This window comes from Nonomuraea sp. GTA35, from assembly GCF_041950525.1.
Lineage (GTDB): Bacteria > Actinomycetota > Actinomycetes > Streptosporangiales > Streptosporangiaceae > Nonomuraea.
In genome coordinates this window covers 1-14,542 of record NZ_JBGNUV010000021.1, presented here as the reverse complement: position 1 = coordinate 14,542, position 14,542 = coordinate 1, and the positions used below count along the sequence as shown (strand labels likewise).

The window sequence follows — 14,542 nt, the reverse complement described above, 5'->3', positions numbered from 1 at the left end:
GGACCTCCCGGGGGTGGTTGCGGGGTCTGGGTCAGTACGCGGCGCGCCGGGGGGCGGCGCTGGGGCGGCGCGTGACGTTCGGCTGTGCCGTGGGGTTCAGGTCACGAGCCGGTACGGCGGCGCGTCGCGGCGACCTCGGGTGGTCGAGACGAGCGGTCGCGGCGGTGATGGAGGCGGGCAGTTTGATCTGGAACGTCGCTCGCATGTGAGCCCTTCAGGTCGTAAACTTGTGACGGTCCTAAGATTAGGACCAGACCAGATACGAGTCAAGAGGAAATTTATGTCCGACACAAAAATCCTCGGCCTGCGGGAGCTGAAGAAGCGGGAGACCCGTCAGGCGATCTCCGACCAGGCCACCCGGCTGTTCATCCGGCGGGGCTTCGAGCAGACCACGATCACCGAGATCGCCGGGGCCGCGCGGGTGGCCAAGAAGACCGTCACGAACTACTTCCCGCGCAAGGAGGACCTCGCCTTCGACCACCACGAGCGGTTCGTGGCCGCACTGGCCGGGATCGTGGCCGGCAGGCGGCCGGGCGAGTCCGCGCTCGCCGCGCTCAGGAGGGTGTTCATGGAGGCGGCGGCGCGGCAGGATCCCCTGCTCGGGTTCACCCACGACGGGTTCGCGCGGATGATCGTGCAGTCGCCGACGCTGGTGACGCGCCTGCGCGAGTTGCTGGAGCAGCGGGAGAAGGCCCTGGCGCGGGAACTGGCCGCGGAGACGGGCGATCAGGGGCCGGTGCCCCAGGTGGTGGCGGCGCAGCTCGCCGCGCCCTACCGGGTGCTGCTCGGCCGGATCTTGGAGCTCACCTTGGAGGGGATGGACAACCCGCGGATCGCCGAGATCGTGGGCGAGGCCGCGCGCGAATTGTTCGAGCTCATGGAGCCGTCACTCGGAAGCTATGCGGTGCGCTGAGACCGAGGCCTGTGAGGCGCGCACTGGGACCGGGCCTGGGGTGCGCCGGGGCCGATGCGGCATGCTGGGGCCGGGGCCTGGGGGGTGTGCTGAGGTCGGGGCAGTCAGTGGCGGGCGCGTTCCAACGCGTCCCAGAAGCCGCGCCGCAGCGCGTGCCGTACCTCGTCGTGCAGCAGGAAGTCGATCGGCAGCGACGAGCCCTGCAGCAGCCGCGCCTCCAGGTCCGACGGCATGCGCGGCTTGCGCGCCAGCACCGCCTCCAGCCACAGCGCGGGCGCGTCGCGGGCCACCGACTCGCCGAAGTCGTGCCCCTCGCGGTGCGCGGCCTTGACGGCGTCGGCCAGCGTCGTGGCCCCCGCGGTGGCGGCCGCGGGCGGGGTGACGGGCGCGGGCTGCGGGCCGGTGTACGGGCCGAGCTGCGACGGCTGGTACGTGCCGCTCGACGGCGCGGAGAACTGGCCGGTGGTCGGGCTGGACTGCTGGGACTGCGCCTGGATCGGCCCGGTGACCGGGGCGGAGGGCGGCGACGGCGGCGGCTGCTCGGACTGGTAGCTCGTGTACGTCGGCAGCGCGGGCGGCGTGGACGACTGGCCACGCGGCAGGCCGGCGGACTGCCCGTTGCCGGAGGAGGGCGCGGCGTGGCTGCCGCTGGAGCTCTGCGGCAGCGAGGTGGGCGGCAGGGACGGCGGCTGCGCGGGCGGCAGCGAGGGGGTGGAGTGCCCGTTGCTGATCGGCTGGTGGTGGCCGTTGGAGGACTCGGAGACGCCGGTGAGCAGGCTGACGTACGGCCGCAGGTGGGCCGCCCCCAGCTCCACCAGGTCGTCGCACTCCTGGCGCAGCGACCGCGAGACGGCCCAGCCGCCGTCGGCCGCGATGTGGATGACGCTCACCCTGATGCCGAGGTCCTGCGCGTCGCACACGACCTGTGCCAGGTCCTCGTCGCCGCTGACCACGACCGCGTCGCAGATGGCGTTGTTGCGGGCGAGGGTCATCAGGTCGCGATGGACCTGGGCATCGACGCCCTCGCGCCGGCCCGGCCGGATGCGTGACAGCCTGAGCTTGAGGCCCGGGATGTCGGCCAGCGCGTCGTGCTCCGGCGTGCGGCGGCCCTCGACCGTGGCCTCGTACCAGTAGCACCGCAGCAGCGGCAGCCCGGTGCGCTCGCGCGCCAGGCTGGTCATCAGTTGCAGCAGCCCGGGATAGTCCCAGGAAACCGCCTCGCGATGACGCGTGCCGTGCACGGCCATCGCTCCATCAGCCAGCAGATAGCCGGCGTCCACGAACAGCGCGCAGCGATCCACTGACACCGCCCCTTTCCTGGTGGTCCGACCTTGCTGGCTCTGCACCGTCAGAGACCGGACTCGGCGGCCCTCTCTCAGGGTAATGAAAGCAGGTGATCGCGCGAGGGTTAATGCCGACGATTCGAATCCGGCTCGCCGTAGCGCCAGACCACTTAGGCAGACCGTACCAGTTTGTCCCGTTCACGGTCACGATCGCGCCCGCACGCTCAGCGCGGCCACTCCGAACAGGACCACGTCCTTGTCCGTGACGATCGTCAGCCCGGGATCCACGCCGAGCTCGGCGCTGACCGTATCGACGTCCGTGCCGAACGTCATCCCCGCCACGCCGTTCGACGACCCGTCGAAGACGTTGGCCGGATCTCGGTCGCCGCCGCCCGGGGTGAGGGCGCCGGAGCCGAGCGAGACCTTGTCGCCCTTGAGATCGGCGTCGCCCTCCCAGGTGACCAGCTCGACCCGGGCGGGCGAGGCGGCCGGGCTCAGCCCGCCCAGCGGCATCCGCACCCGCCGCGCCCGGCCGCCGACCACGGTGGCCGTGTCGAGCACCACGGCCTGGCTGTACGGCTCCGCGGGATCGGTGACGATCAGCACCAGGCTCCATCCGGCATGGCGCGAGACGCCCGCCTTCATCGGGATGTCGGCAGCCCACCAGGTGCCGTTCCTGCGTACGTCGCCGACCAGCTCGCTCACGTCGGCGAACGCCTGGTAGACGGGGCCCAGCGGCAGCTCGCGCATCGTGACCTCGCCCGGCTGGACCGTGAGGTACTTGCGCCGCCCCGGCGGCCTGATCCTGATGGGCCCGGCCTCGTCGTCGGCCGCCGACCAGTAGAGGCCCGCCCAGACGACCTGGCTGCCCTTCGGCAGGGACAGCTCCGCCCCGCTGGAGGACGTCGTGTCGGGCCGCTCGTCCTGGTCGAGCGCGGTCATCGGCCACAGGTCGTTGTCGCGCTGCGTGCCCTGCCTGCGCCTGGTCTCCGAGCAGCCCGCGCGCTCGGCCGGGCAGCTCAGCAGCGTGTTGCCGATCGCCCTGACCGCCACCTTCCCGTCGGTGGCGAACCTGGCGGGCGCGCCGGAGATCCGTACGCCCTCCTCGGCCCGGGCTTGGAGCCGCAGCGAGCCGGCGGCGATGCGGACCGCGGGCCCCGCACCCTGGGGCGCCTCGTCGGCCACCAGCACCCGCAGGAACACCGCCGTGCCCTGTCCCGCCTGCAGCGGCTCCCTGGCGCACCGGGCGCCGCCGCTGACCGGGCGGCAGGCCCAGCCGTCCACCGTGCCGACGGGGCCGAGCAGCGCGGCGCTGTGGCCGCGGCGCGCCGGAGGGATGAGGGTGACGCCGTCGGGCAGGTCCACCTGGGCCGCCAGCTCCTCGCTGGCGCTCTCGCCGTAGTTGCGCAGGCGGATGCCGACGATGCCGGGCTGGGCGCGGACGAGGGAGCCGAGCGCGTCGATCGTGGCCCGCAGCCGCGCCTTGCCCGGCTTGTCCTTCTTGACCGGCGGCGGCACCTGGGCAGGCCGCTCGCTCGGCAGCGGCACCGGCACCGGCACCGGGACCGGCGCGACCGACACGGGCGGCTGCGCGACCGGCGTGATCGCGGGCGGCCGCACGACCGGCCTCTCGCCGGACACCAGCAGCAACGAGGCCAGCACGGCCGCCGTGACCGCCACCGTGCCACCGGCCACCGCCACCTGCTGCTGCTTCGGCACCCGCCGCAGCCGGCCCAGCAGCCGCAACGCGCCGCCCGCGCCCCCGGCGCCCGGCTTGGCCAGCGCCGCCGCGTACCCGCCGAACAGCGGGCCCGCGATCAGCGGCCCGACCATGACGCGCAGCCCGCGGTTGACGTCGGTCAGCTCCAGCAGCACCCCGTGGCACTCCTCGCACGCGCTGACGTGCTCGTCCACCGCCTTGGAGTCGCGCCTGGCCAGCCCGCCCCGCACGTACGCGCCCAGCTTGCCCAGCACGGGGCGGCAGTCGTGCTGCGGCGGGGAGGCCAGGTGCATCTGCAGGTACGCCTGCCGCAGCCCCTCCCTGGCCCGGTACGCCAGCGCGGCCACGCCGTTGGCCGACAGGCCGAGCAGCGGCGCCACCTCGGCCGGCCTGGCCCGCTCGACCTCGGTGTGCCACAGCACCGCCCGCCAGCGCTCGGGCAGCGACAGGTACGCCCTGGCGATCAGCGACTTCTCCAGCCCGACCAGCGCGGGGTCGACGAAGGGCACGCCCGGGTCGTACAGCTCGATCTCGCCCGTGGTCACCTGGCGGCTCTCGACCCTGGAGCGGTCGTAGACCGTGCGCCGCACCACCGTGAGCAGGTAGGTACGGAAGCCGGAGTCGGGCCCGCCGCCCCTGCCCACCAGGTCGAGGATCTTCGTGAACGACTCCGCGACGACGTCCTCGACCTCGGCACCCCTGGCGAGCTGCCGGGCCAGCGCACGCGCCGCGGCGACGTGGCGCTCGTAGAGCTCCCCGTACGCGGCAGCGTTGCCCTCCCTGACCGCCTGAAGCAAATCTGCATCGCTTTGCGGCGATTCGACACCCATAGTGACCTCACGATTACGCGGGGTTGCCCCGCGCAATCATTCCGCATTCCCCGTCATGACTAAACCGCGCCCGCGTCTTTAACCCGGGGAGATCCGACGGAGGGGGACGGATGGAGGCGGACGTGCTGGCGCGCTGGCGTCGCAGGAGCATGGCGGCCGGCTGGTCGCTGGCGGAGGACTGGTGGACGCCCGAGGCGGAGGTCGTGGTCAAGGCGGTGTGCGGCGCCTGCGACCTGTCGCAGGCGTGCTGGGCGCTGGGCTCGGCGCGGGCCGCCGCCGGGGTCGGCGTCGCCGAGGGCATGAACGACCTCGCCGCCCTGTTCGCCGTCACCGGCGCGGGCGGGCCGCCGTTCGCCGCGCTGCGCTCGTTCGCGGCGGGGTGGGCGGAGCACGGCTTCGCGCCGCTCGGGGAGCTGCACTGCGAGGACCCGCTGACGGGGCTGGTCACGGCGGCGTATCTGCGTACCAGGCTGGCGCAGCTCTACCGCGGCACGGCCAGGGGGACGTGCCTGGTGGCCGCCGAGCCGCCGGCGCCGCCCGAGGACCTGGCCGAACGGCTCGCCGCGGCGCTCAACCTGGCCACCGCGCTGCGGCGGGCCTTCCCCGGCGACGAGACGCTGGCGCTGCTGGGGCCCGTACGGGTGGGGGCCGTGACGCGGATGGACGAGGGGCTGCGGGCGAGGGTCGCGCGGCTGCGCGACTCCGAGATCCTGTACGGGCACAGGCCGCGGGTACGGGTGCGGCCGTTGCCGAAGGCGTACGGGCAGGCGCTGGCGTTGATCAGGAGCATGAGCTCGTGACGGGTCGGGGGTGGCGACGGCGGCGGGTCCTAAGCTTGGACGCATGACTGATCGCGACAACCTGCTGGCCGAGATCAAGAGCAAGGCCATCGTCCACGGCAAGGTCACGCTCTCCTCGGGCAAGGAGGCCGACTTCTACCTCGACCTGCGCCGCATCACGCTCGACGGCGTGGCCGCGCCGCTCGTCGGCAGCGTGATGCTCGACCTCACGGCCGACCTCGACTACGAGGCGGTGGGCGGGCTCACGATGGGCGCCGACCCTGTCGCGGTCGCGATGCTCCACGCGGCGGCGGCCCGGGGGCGGGCGCTGGACGCGTTCGTGGTGCGCAAGGCGCAGAAGGCGCACGGGATGCAGCGGCGCATCGAAGGGCCCGAGGTGAAGGGGCGGCGCGTGCTCGCCGTGGAGGACACCTCCACCACCGGCGGCTCGCCGCTGACCGCCGTGGAGGCGCTGCGGGAGGCGGGGGCCGAGGTGGTGGCCGTGGCGACGATCGTCGATCGGGGGGCTCGGGAGCGGGTCGAGGGCGAGGGGCTGGAGTACCGGACGGCCTACACCCTGGAGGACCTGGGCCTCTGACCGTCCCGCCGCGCGCGGCGCGCGGGCGCGGAGGTGGGTGCGGGCGGGCGAGGGGTCAGTCGCCGCGGACGGTGAAGGCCTCGCGGGCGCCGGCTCTGCCCTGGGCGCGCGGGACCCCGTTCTCCGTGACGCGGACCGTGCCCGCGTCGCTGAGGACGACGTCGAGCTCGGGCTCGAAGTAGCGGACCTCCTCGCCCCTGCTCATCTCCCGATGCTGCAGCACGTCACCCCCCGGCACGCGGACCGTGACGAGGGGGCAGGTCTCGACGACGCATTCGATGCGCACGGTGGGGACCTGCGCGGTGGAGGCCGTGCCGGTGGCCGTGCCGGAGGCCGGGGCGGCGGCGGGCTCGCGGTCGGGAGTCGGCGTGTCCAGGAGGTCGAGGAGCGCGCGACCGCCGATGACCAGGAGCACCACCACGGCTCCCACCGCCAGGACGGCGAGCGCTAATCGGGCGAGGCCCATCGGATCTGACCTGTGGCGTCCCACAAGGGGCAGCGTACCTTGCGGTGATCCGCCGTCGCCGTGTGTCGCCGGTCGCCCCGCCCGGGACGGACGTCAGAGCTGGCCGTCGAAGCTGGAGGGGACGCGGTGGTGCTTGCCGTTGGGGACCGGGAGCTGCTTGGCGGCGCGGCGGTGCTTGACGGCCTCGACCATGATCGGGATCAGGGAGATGAAGACGATCACGAAGACGCCGGGAAGGATGTAGCGGTCGATCTGCTTGGGATCGACCTGGCCGCCGAGAAAGTGGCCGAGCAGGATGAGGCCTTCGACCCAGACGATGCCGCCGACGACGTTCCACAACAAGAAGCGCTTGGAGGTCATCTCCAGCACGCCCGCGACGGGATTCATGAACGTGCGCACGATCGGCACGAACCTGGCCAGAATCACCGCCTTGGCGGGACCGAACTTCTCGAAGAACACCTCGGCCCGCAGCACGTGCTCCCGCTTGAACAACCGCGAATCCGGTTTGTCGAAGAGTTTGCGGCCGAATCGCGCCCCGAGGAAATGCCCGAGTTGCGCGCCGGCGATCGCGCACAGGGGCGTGCCGATCAGCAGGACGGGGAACGAGAGAGGCTCGATGCCCATTCCCGTGGCGACCGACGCCGAGCTGAAAATCCCCGCAGCCACCAGCAGCGAGTCGCCGGGCAGGAAGAACCCGAGCAGCAGACCCGTCTCGGCGAAGATGATCGCGAGAACGCCGATGGTGGCGAACGCGCCCAAAATCGTCAGCCACCAGGTGGGGTCGAGGAGATTCAGAAGCCAGTCCACGCCGAGGAGCCTACCTGTAGCAGGGGTGGACGACATGACCAACAACCACGCGTCGTCTCTACCCGAGCGGGTAGGGAGCCGGAATACTGGGCCCTGGCGCGCAGCCGCAACTTCTCAGGGAGATGAATCATGCCTATTGCGACTCCAGAGATCTACGCTGAGATGCTCGACCGGGCCAAGGCCGGCGGATTCGCCTATCCGGCGATCAACGTGACGTCCTCGCAGACGCTGAACGCCGCCCTGCGCGGCTTCGCCGAGGCCGAGAGCGACGGCATCGTGCAGGTCTCGACGGGTGGCGCGGAGTTCCTCTCAGGGACGACGGTCAAGGACATGGTCACGGGCGCGACGGCGCTGGCCGAGTACGCCAGGGTGGTGGCCGCCAAGTATCCCGTCACGGTGGCGCTGCACACCGACCACTGTCCGAAGGACAAGCTCGACGGCTTCATGCGGCCGCTGATCGACATCTCCCTGGAGCGGGTGTCGAGGGGCCTCGACCCGCTCTTCCAGTCGCACATGTGGGACGGCTCGGCCGTCCTGCTGGACGAGAACCTGGAGATCGCCAAGGAGCTCCTGGAGAAGTGCGCCAGGGCGCGGATCATCATGGAGATGGAGATCGGCGTCGTCGGCGGCGAGGAGGACGGCGTCGTCGGCGAGATCAACGAGAAGCTCTACACGACGGCGGAGGACGCGCTGGCCACGGCCGAGGCCGTGGGCGTCGGCGACAAGGGCCGCTACATGCTGGCCGCCACGTTCGGCAACGTGCACGGCGTCTACAAGCCGGGGCACGTCAAGCTGCGGCCGAGCGTGCTGAAGGAGATCCAGGACGCGGTGGGCGCCAAGTACGGCAAGGACAAGCCGTTCGACCTGGTCTTCCACGGCGGCTCCGGCTCGCTGCTGGAGGAGATCCACGAGGCCATCTCGTACGGCGTCGTCAAGATGAACGTCGACACCGACACGCAGTACGCCTTCACCCGCCCGATCGCGGACCACATGTTCAAGAACTACGACGGCGTGCTGAAGGTCGACGGCGACGTCGGCAACAAGAAGACCTACGACCCCCGCTCGTACGGCAAGGCCGCCGAGGCCGGGATGGCCGCCCGCGTGGTGGAGGCGTGCCAGAGCCTGAAGAGCGCTGGGACGAAGATCTCCTAGCCAGTTCAGCGGCCCGGCGGGTATGACTTGTCCTATGGATAACCTTCTCGCCGGGCCGCCCCCGACTCACCTGCCGGACCTGCCCGAGGCCAGGGAGGCGCTGGAGTCGGGCGTCAAGGCCTCAGACGTGGCCGCCCGTTTCCCCGCTCACCCGGCGGCCTGGGCCGCTCTCGCGGAGGAGTACTTCGCCCAGGGGCACGCCGTGACCTCCTACGCCTTCGCCCGTACCGGTTACCACCGCGGGCTCGACGCGCTCCGCCGCAACGGCTGGAAGGGGCACGGCCCCATCCCGTGGGAGCACGAGCCGAACCGGGGGTTCCTGCGCTGCCTGTACGCCCTGTCCAGGGCGGCGCAGGCGATCGGCGAGAAGGACGAGGCCGAACGGTGCCTGCAGTTCCTCAAGGACAGCACCGAGAGCGGGTACGACGCGCTGACCAAGGGCTAGCCCTTGGGACGAATAGGCACGTTCGGGTAGTCTCTCTACGCAAGAGCCCCTGTCGCGCTTGCGCCAGGGGTTTCGTTTTGTGCTCGGGAGACTGAACCATGCCGGCTGCCGTTCTCGTTGGTGCCCAGTGGGGCGATGAGGGCAAGGGCAAGGCCACCGACCTGCTCGGTGGCGACGTCGACTACGTCGTCCGCTATCAGGGGGGCAACAACGCGGGACACACCGTGGTCATCGGTGACCAGAAGTACGCGCTGCACCTGCTCCCCACGGGGATCCTGTCGCCGGAGGTGGTGCCCGTCATCGGCAACGGCGTGGTGATCGACCCGGGGGTGCTGCTCAGCGAGATCGACGGGCTGGCCGCGCGGGGCATCTCCGCCGAACGGCTGCTGATCAGCGCGAACGCGCACCTGATCATGCCGCACCACAAGGCACTCGACAAGGTCACCGAGCGCTACCTGGGCAAGGCGAAGATCGGCACGACCGGGCGCGGCATCGGGCCGGCGTACGGCGACAAGATCTACCGCATGGGCGTGCGCGTGCAGGACCTGCTCGACCCGGGGATCCTGGCCAAGAAGATCGAGGTCGCGCTGACCGAGAAGAACCAGGTGCTGACCAAGGTCTACAACCGGCGCGGCATCGAGCCGGCGCAGGTGCTGGAGGAGTACCTCGCCTACGCCGAGCGGCTCAAGCCGCACATCGCGGACACCTCGCTGGTGCTGTCGAAGGCGCTGGACGAGGGCAAGTTCGTGCTGCTCGAGGGTGGTCAGGGCACGCTGCTCGACATCGACCACGGCACGTACCCGTTCGTCACGTCGTCCTCTCCGACGTCGGGCGGCGCGTGCGCGGGCGCCGGCATCCCGCCGAACCGGCTCACGAAGATCATCGGCATCCTGAAGGCGTACACCACCCGCGTCGGGTCGGGCCCGTTCCCGACCGAGCTGACGGACGAGATGGGCGACTGGCTGCGCACGACCGGCGGCGAGTACGGCGTCACGACCGGCCGCAACCGCCGCTGCGGCTGGTTCGACGCGGTGATCGCCCGGTACGCCACCCGCATCAACGGCGTCACCGACTACTTCCTGACCAAGCTGGACGTGCTGTCGGGCCTGGAGCGGATCCCGGTGTGCGTGGCGTACGAGGTGGACGGCGTGCGGCACGACGAGATCCCCATGACGCAGACCGACTTCCACCACGCCAAGCCGATCTACGAGGAGTTCCCCGGCTGGCAGGAGGACATCTCCAGCGCCAAGTCGTTCGAGGACCTGCCGCCGAACGCGCAGGCGTACGTGCGCACGCTGGAGGAGATGAGCGGCGCGCCGATCTCCGCCATCGGCGTCGGCCCCGGCCGCGACCAGACGATCGTGGTGCGCTCGCTCGTCTGAGCGGCGTGTCCGCCGGTCCGGCCCGCCGGACCGGCGTTTCACGTGTACCGCGCGGAGATCTCGGCGGCCGCCCTGGCCATCTCCGCGCGGGCCTCGGGCGGCTCCATGACCTCGACGTCGGGGCCGAACTGCAGCAGGTGGCGGACGGCTCCGACCAGGGGGTAGGCCAGCTCGACCCGCGCCCAGCCGTCGCCGCCCGCGACAGGGGTGCCGGTGAAGTAGCCGCCCGCGATGCGGGTGAACATGTCGAGCCGGGCCGCCAGCACCCGGACGGACACGCGTACCTCGTCGTTCCTGTCCTCCACCCGGCGCCGCAGGTCGTCCCAGACCTCCTGGAGCTCCACGCCCTCGCGGCGGCGCGCCTCCGCGGCGGTGACGGTGACGCCCGGCATGCGGTCGGCGCGGAACAGCCGCGGCCGGCCCCGGTGGTCGGCGACGAGGTACCAGACGCCGGCCTTGGCCACCAGCCCGTACGGGTCCACGGTGTAGGTGGCGAGCTCCGTGCTGCCGCTGTGCCGGTAGCGGATGCGCAGCCTGCGGTCGGTGAGCACGGCGGTGTGCAGGGTCTCCAGGTCGGGCTCGGCGAGTGACGGGGCCATCCACCGGTCGGGGTCGACGAGGATGCGCCGGCTGGTCAGCTCGGCCGCCGGGCGGTGCGGGGCGGGCAGGGCGGCCATCACCTTGCGTAGCGCCGAGGACAGCGCCCGGTCCAGCCCGAGCGCCGAGTGCGCGCTGCGGGAGGCCAGCACGAACAGCGCGCGGGCCTCGTCGGTGGTGAGCCCGGTGACGTCGGTGCGGAACCCGGCCAGCAGCCCGACCCCGCCGTGCTTGCCCCGCTCGGCGTAGACGGGCACGCCTGCCGCCGACAGCGCCTCGACGTCGCGGTAGATCGTGCGCGGCGACACCTCCAGCCGCTCGGCGAGCTCCTTGGCCGGGACCAGGTCGCGGTGCTGGAGCAGCAGCACGATCGACAGCAGCCGGTCGAACTTCACGGCCCCAATATATGACGGCGGCTGTCAAGTTATGCCGCCACACTCGGCCCCATGAACGACTTCGACAACGACGTGAAGGTCCTGATCGACCGGGTGGCGGGGCCGGTGCTGCGGCCGGGTGACGAGGGGTACGACGAGGAGCGCACCGGCTTCAACCTCGCCGCGCGGCACGCGCCCGACGTGATCGTCGGTGCCGTGGGAGCGGGCGACGTGCGGGCCGCCGTCGAGTTCGCCGCGGCACGCGGGCTCGCGGTGGCGGTGCAGGGCACCGGGCACGGGATCTCGGTGGCGGCCGAGGGCGGGGTGCTGGTCTCCACGCGGCGCATGACGGACGTGCGGGTGGATCCGGAGACGTGTACGGCGCGGGTGGGCGCAGGGGCCCGGTGGGGGAAGGTGATCGAGCGGGCGGCGCCGTACGGGCTGGCCCCGCTGAACGGGTCGGCGCCGCACGTCGGCGTGCTGGGTTACACCCTCGGCGGCGGGCTCCCCCTGCTCGGCCGCAGCCACGGCTACGCCGCCGACCGGGTGCTCGGCATGGACGTGGTGACGGCGGACGGGCGGCTGCGGCACGTCACCCCGGACGGCGAGCCGGACCTGTACTGGGCGCTGCTCGGCGGCAGGGACAACTTCGGGATCGTGACCGGCCTGGAGTTCGGCCTGGTGCCGGTGGCCCGGCTCTACGGCGGGGGGCTGTTCTTCGACGCCGCCGAGGTGTCGGGCGTCCTGACGGCCTACCTGCGCTGGACGGGCACCGTGCCGGAGCGGATGAACTCCTCGGTGGCGCTGATCCCGTTCCCCGACGTGCCCGGCGTGCCGGAGGGGCTGCGCGGCAGGCGGGTCCTGCACGTGCGGGTCGCGTTCACGGGGCCGCCGGAGGAGGGCGAGCGGCTGGTCGAGCCGCTGCGCGCGATCGGCCCCAGGCTGATGGAGACGCTGCGCGACCTGCCGTACGCCGAGTGCGCCTCCATCCACGACGACCCGCCGGTGCCCATGCCGTGGACCTCCGACGACGTCCTGCTGGGCGAGCTGGACGACGCGGCGATCCGGACGATCGACGAGCGGATCGGGCAGGGCGACCTGATCGTGGAGCTGCGCCATCTCGGCGGCGCTCTGTCCCGGCCGCCCGCCCATCCGAACGCCGTCGGGCACCGGGACGCGCGTTACCTGCTGGTGGAGCTGCACCCGGGTGCGGAGCCCAGGGCGAAGGAGCTGGTGCGGGCGCTGGCGCCGTGGAGCGTGGGCCGCTTCCTCAACCTCATGGGGCACGGGGAGGACGCGGGGCCCGAGCAGGTGCGCAGCGCCTACGACCCGGCCGACCTGGAGCGCCTGACCGCGCTCAAGGCCGTGTACGACCCCCGCGGCACCTTCGGGATCACCTACCGGGTGCGGTGAGGACGGCCGCCGTCACGGGCGTGTGCAGGCTCCAGCCGAGGGTCGAGTACAGCGCCTGACCTTGGGCGGTGGCGACCAGGACGCCCGTGCGGGCGCCCATCGAGGCGGCCGTGGCGGCGATGGTCCTCATGACGACCGTGCCCAGCCCGCGCCGGCGGTGGCCGGCGGCCGTCTCGACCTGGTCCACGACGGCCGTCGCGCCCGCGACCGCGAACTGGCCGCGCGCCGCGACCTCGCCCGCCCCTGTCAGCAGGCGGGCCGCCGTGACGCCTGCCCTGGTGGTGACGGCCAGGTGGTAGCCGTCCGGAGCCATCGGAGCGGGGTGGCGCGCCAGCGGGGCCGTCATCATGAACTCCGGCTCCTGGACGGCCCAGCCCGAGGTCAGCAGCGGGGCGACGGCTTCGGCGGGGGCGCAGAGCTTGAGCCAGGTGCCGGGGGTGGTGAGCGTGGCCGTGAGGCGGCGGAGGGTCTCCGGGGTCGGCGCGGCCACGATGTGCCTGGCCACGTGACCGGGCAGGCCCACGTCCACGCGGAGGCCCCAGGGTTCGCGTACGGGTCTGGGGGCGTTGCGGGAGATGACCCACCCCTCCACCCATGCCCGAACTGTCGGGAAATGGGCATCTTTGAGGACCTCCGTCATAGAGAACAGCCTATTGTCTGGCCGGAACACCACGACCGGGCGTAGCAGGATAAAAAGGACACGGCGTGGCACCGCCGCGACATGCCCCGTGCCAGGTAGGGTCCCGGTTGTGCGCGTTGAGATTCATGGTCACCGGGGGGCTCGCGGCCTCTGGCCGGAGAACACCCTGCCCGGGCTGAGCCGCACGATGGAGCTGGGCGTGCATGCGCTCGAGTTCGACGTCGCGCTCACCGCCGACCGGCGCCTCGTGCTCACGCACGATCTCACGGTCTCCGCGGTCACCAGCGCCGACCGGCGGCCGCTGCACGCCGGCGACCCGCTCTACCCGTACGTCGGCAGGCCGATCAACTCGCTCACCCTGGCCCAGCTCCGCACGCTCGACGTGGGCGTGCGGCTGCCGCGGCACCCCGACGACCCGTTCGCGCTGACGCAGGTCGCCATGCCCGAGACCCGCATGCCGACGCTCGGCGCGGTGCTCGGCCTGGCGGGCGCCTACGACGCCGAGGGCGTGCGGATGCACGTCGAGCTGAAGTCCGACCCGACCCGGCCGGAGCTGACGGCCGACCCCGAGCTGTTCACCGAGATGGTGATCGAGGAGCTCGACCGGCACGGCAGGCTCGGCAACGCCGCCATCCTCAGCTTCGACTGGCGCGTCATCGCGCACGCCGCCAAGATCGCTCCTGGCACGCGGCGCTTCGCGCTGATCGAGCTGGACACCCTGCACTGGAACGAGGGCACCGTCCACGGCGGCGACGTGCCGGCCGCCGCGCGTGACGCCGGCGCCACCACGCTCTCGCCCGAGCACGTCATGGTGGACGAGGCGCTGATGGCGCAGGCGGCCGCCGCCGGGCTCGACGTGGCCGTCTGGACCGTCAACGACCAGGCCCTCGGCGCCAGGATGCTGGACCTGGGGGTGGCCGGCATCGTCACCGACTACCCCGACCGGATGCGGGAGTTGTGGCGGGAGCGGGGGCTGGAGCTGCCGGAGCCGGTCGCCCCGCTCAGGCCCGTGGGCGTCTAGGAGACTTCTGATGATGTTGCTGGTCAGGCTTCCGATCATGTAGGTCGAGGGTCAGGCTGGGCAGCATGATGGGGCATCGTCCCGAGCGGCCGGTGGGGCCGGATGTATGGAGCACCTGCCGG

General features: G+C 72.2%; 15 protein-coding genes. 8 read left to right on the top strand and 7 right to left on the bottom strand.

Features of this window, described 5'->3' with window-relative positions:
* Window positions 1-31: 31 nt before the first annotated feature.
* Window positions 32-205 carry a hypothetical protein gene (locus ACBJ32_RS53190; RefSeq protein WP_375133390.1) on the bottom strand — a complete coding sequence of 58 codons (174 nt, stop codon included), beginning with the start codon at window positions 203-205 and terminating at the stop codon, window positions 32-34.
* A 75-nt stretch (window positions 206-280) separates the two neighbouring features.
* On the opposite strand from ACBJ32_RS53190, the gene ACBJ32_RS53185 reads away from it, so the two are divergent.
* Window positions 281-913, top strand: a complete 633-nt coding sequence (locus ACBJ32_RS53185; protein ID WP_375133389.1) for a TetR/AcrR family transcriptional regulator — start codon at window positions 281-283, stop codon at window positions 911-913.
* 104 nt (window positions 914-1,017) lie between these two features.
* Here the strand turns inward: ACBJ32_RS53185 and ACBJ32_RS53180 are convergent, their stop codons facing one another.
* Both ACBJ32_RS53180 and ACBJ32_RS53175 read right to left on the bottom strand, forming a co-directional pair.
* Complete coding sequence (locus ACBJ32_RS53180) at window positions 1,018-2,214, bottom strand: NYN domain-containing protein (protein ID WP_375133471.1); 1,197 nt, start codon at window positions 2,212-2,214, stop codon at window positions 1,018-1,020.
* 186 nt (window positions 2,215-2,400) lie between these two features.
* On the bottom strand, window positions 2,401-4,713 hold the full coding sequence (locus ACBJ32_RS53175) for a sigma-70 family RNA polymerase sigma factor (RefSeq protein ID WP_375133388.1): 2,313 nt from the start codon (window positions 4,711-4,713) through the stop codon (window positions 2,401-2,403).
* 143 nt (window positions 4,714-4,856) lie between these two features.
* Between ACBJ32_RS53175 and ACBJ32_RS53170 the strand changes: the two genes are divergently transcribed.
* Together ACBJ32_RS53170 and pyrE are read left to right on the top strand one after the other, a co-directional pair.
* The gene (locus tag ACBJ32_RS53170; protein ID WP_375133387.1) at window positions 4,857-5,546 is read left to right on the top strand and encodes a hypothetical protein; all 690 of its coding nucleotides are present in this window, start codon (window positions 4,857-4,859) and stop codon (window positions 5,544-5,546) included.
* Between the two features lie 43 nt (window positions 5,547-5,589).
* On the top strand, window positions 5,590-6,123 hold the full coding sequence (gene pyrE, locus ACBJ32_RS53165; RefSeq protein WP_375133386.1) for an orotate phosphoribosyltransferase: 534 nt from the start codon (window positions 5,590-5,592) through the stop codon (window positions 6,121-6,123).
* A gap of 55 nt (window positions 6,124-6,178) precedes the next feature.
* Here pyrE and ACBJ32_RS53160 read toward each other — a convergent pair whose 3' ends face one another.
* Both ACBJ32_RS53160 and ACBJ32_RS53155 read right to left on the bottom strand, forming a co-directional pair.
* Window positions 6,179-6,589, bottom strand: a complete 411-nt coding sequence (locus ACBJ32_RS53160; RefSeq protein WP_375133385.1) for a hypothetical protein — start codon at window positions 6,587-6,589, stop codon at window positions 6,179-6,181.
* Window positions 6,590-6,682: 93 nt separating this feature from the next.
* Window positions 6,683-7,396: a DedA family protein gene (locus tag ACBJ32_RS53155; RefSeq protein ID WP_375133384.1), complete on the bottom strand. Its 714-nt coding sequence runs from the start codon at window positions 7,394-7,396 to the stop codon at window positions 6,683-6,685.
* A gap of 129 nt (window positions 7,397-7,525) precedes the next feature.
* On the opposite strand from ACBJ32_RS53155, the gene fbaA reads away from it, so the two are divergent.
* The 3 genes from fbaA to ACBJ32_RS53140 all read left to right on the top strand — a co-directional run bounded on the left by fbaA (window position 7,526) and on the right by ACBJ32_RS53140 (window position 10,375).
* The gene (gene fbaA / locus ACBJ32_RS53150) at window positions 7,526-8,548 is read left to right on the top strand and encodes a class II fructose-bisphosphate aldolase (RefSeq protein ID WP_357874884.1); all 1,023 of its coding nucleotides are present in this window, start codon (window positions 7,526-7,528) and stop codon (window positions 8,546-8,548) included.
* A 34-nt stretch (window positions 8,549-8,582) separates the two neighbouring features.
* The gene (locus tag ACBJ32_RS53145; protein WP_221525432.1) at window positions 8,583-8,993 is read left to right on the top strand and encodes a DUF3151 domain-containing protein; all 411 of its coding nucleotides are present in this window, start codon (window positions 8,583-8,585) and stop codon (window positions 8,991-8,993) included.
* Between the two features lie 98 nt (window positions 8,994-9,091).
* Window positions 9,092-10,375, top strand: a complete 1,284-nt coding sequence (locus tag ACBJ32_RS53140; protein WP_357874882.1) for an adenylosuccinate synthase — start codon at window positions 9,092-9,094, stop codon at window positions 10,373-10,375.
* Window positions 10,376-10,413: 38 nt separating this feature from the next.
* On the opposite strand, the gene ACBJ32_RS53135 is transcribed toward ACBJ32_RS53140, so the two are convergent.
* Window positions 10,414-11,367: a helix-turn-helix transcriptional regulator gene (locus ACBJ32_RS53135; RefSeq protein WP_375133383.1), complete on the bottom strand. Its 954-nt coding sequence runs from the start codon at window positions 11,365-11,367 to the stop codon at window positions 10,414-10,416.
* A gap of 51 nt (window positions 11,368-11,418) precedes the next feature.
* Here ACBJ32_RS53135 and ACBJ32_RS53130 point away from each other — a divergent pair, with 51 nt between their 5' ends.
* Window positions 11,419-12,759 (top strand): FAD-binding oxidoreductase, encoded by a 1,341-nt coding sequence (locus ACBJ32_RS53130; RefSeq protein ID WP_375133382.1) that lies wholly within the window; start codon window positions 11,419-11,421, stop codon window positions 12,757-12,759.
* Here the strand turns inward: ACBJ32_RS53130 and ACBJ32_RS53125 are convergent.
* Window positions 12,740-13,351, bottom strand: a complete 612-nt coding sequence (locus ACBJ32_RS53125) for a GNAT family N-acetyltransferase (protein WP_375133381.1) — start codon at window positions 13,349-13,351, stop codon at window positions 12,740-12,742. The two genes, ACBJ32_RS53130 and ACBJ32_RS53125, sit on opposite strands and share 20 nt — an antisense overlap.
* A gap of 157 nt (window positions 13,352-13,508) precedes the next feature.
* Here ACBJ32_RS53125 and ACBJ32_RS53120 point away from each other — a divergent pair, with 157 nt between their 5' ends.
* The gene (locus ACBJ32_RS53120; protein ID WP_357874871.1) at window positions 13,509-14,420 is read left to right on the top strand and encodes a glycerophosphodiester phosphodiesterase family protein; all 912 of its coding nucleotides are present in this window, start codon (window positions 13,509-13,511) and stop codon (window positions 14,418-14,420) included.
* Window positions 14,421-14,542 lie beyond the last annotated feature (122 nt).

Excerpts from the sequence above, each read along its gene's own strand:
- ACBJ32_RS53145 (WP_221525432.1), top strand. The coding sequence starts at position 8,583 with ATGGATAACCTTCTCGCCGGGCCGCCCCCGACTCACCTGCCGGACCTG.
- fbaA (WP_357874884.1), top strand. The coding sequence starts at position 7,526 with ATGCCTATTGCGACTCCAGAGATCTACGCTGAGATGCTCGACCGGGCC.
- pyrE (WP_375133386.1), top strand. The coding sequence starts at position 5,590 with ATGACTGATCGCGACAACCTGCTGGCCGAGATCAAGAGCAAGGCCATC.
- ACBJ32_RS53140 (WP_357874882.1), top strand. The coding sequence starts at position 9,092 with ATGCCGGCTGCCGTTCTCGTTGGTGCCCAGTGGGGCGATGAGGGCAAG.
- ACBJ32_RS53185 (WP_375133389.1), top strand. The coding sequence starts at position 281 with ATGTCCGACACAAAAATCCTCGGCCTGCGGGAGCTGAAGAAGCGGGAG.
- ACBJ32_RS53190 (WP_375133390.1), bottom strand. The coding sequence starts at position 205 with ATGCGAGCGACGTTCCAGATCAAACTGCCCGCCTCCATCACCGCCGCG.
- ACBJ32_RS53130 (WP_375133382.1), top strand. The coding sequence starts at position 11,419 with ATGAACGACTTCGACAACGACGTGAAGGTCCTGATCGACCGGGTGGCG.
- ACBJ32_RS53160 (WP_375133385.1), bottom strand. The coding sequence starts at position 6,589 with ATGGGCCTCGCCCGATTAGCGCTCGCCGTCCTGGCGGTGGGAGCCGTG.
- ACBJ32_RS53170 (WP_375133387.1), top strand. The coding sequence starts at position 4,857 with ATGGAGGCGGACGTGCTGGCGCGCTGGCGTCGCAGGAGCATGGCGGCC.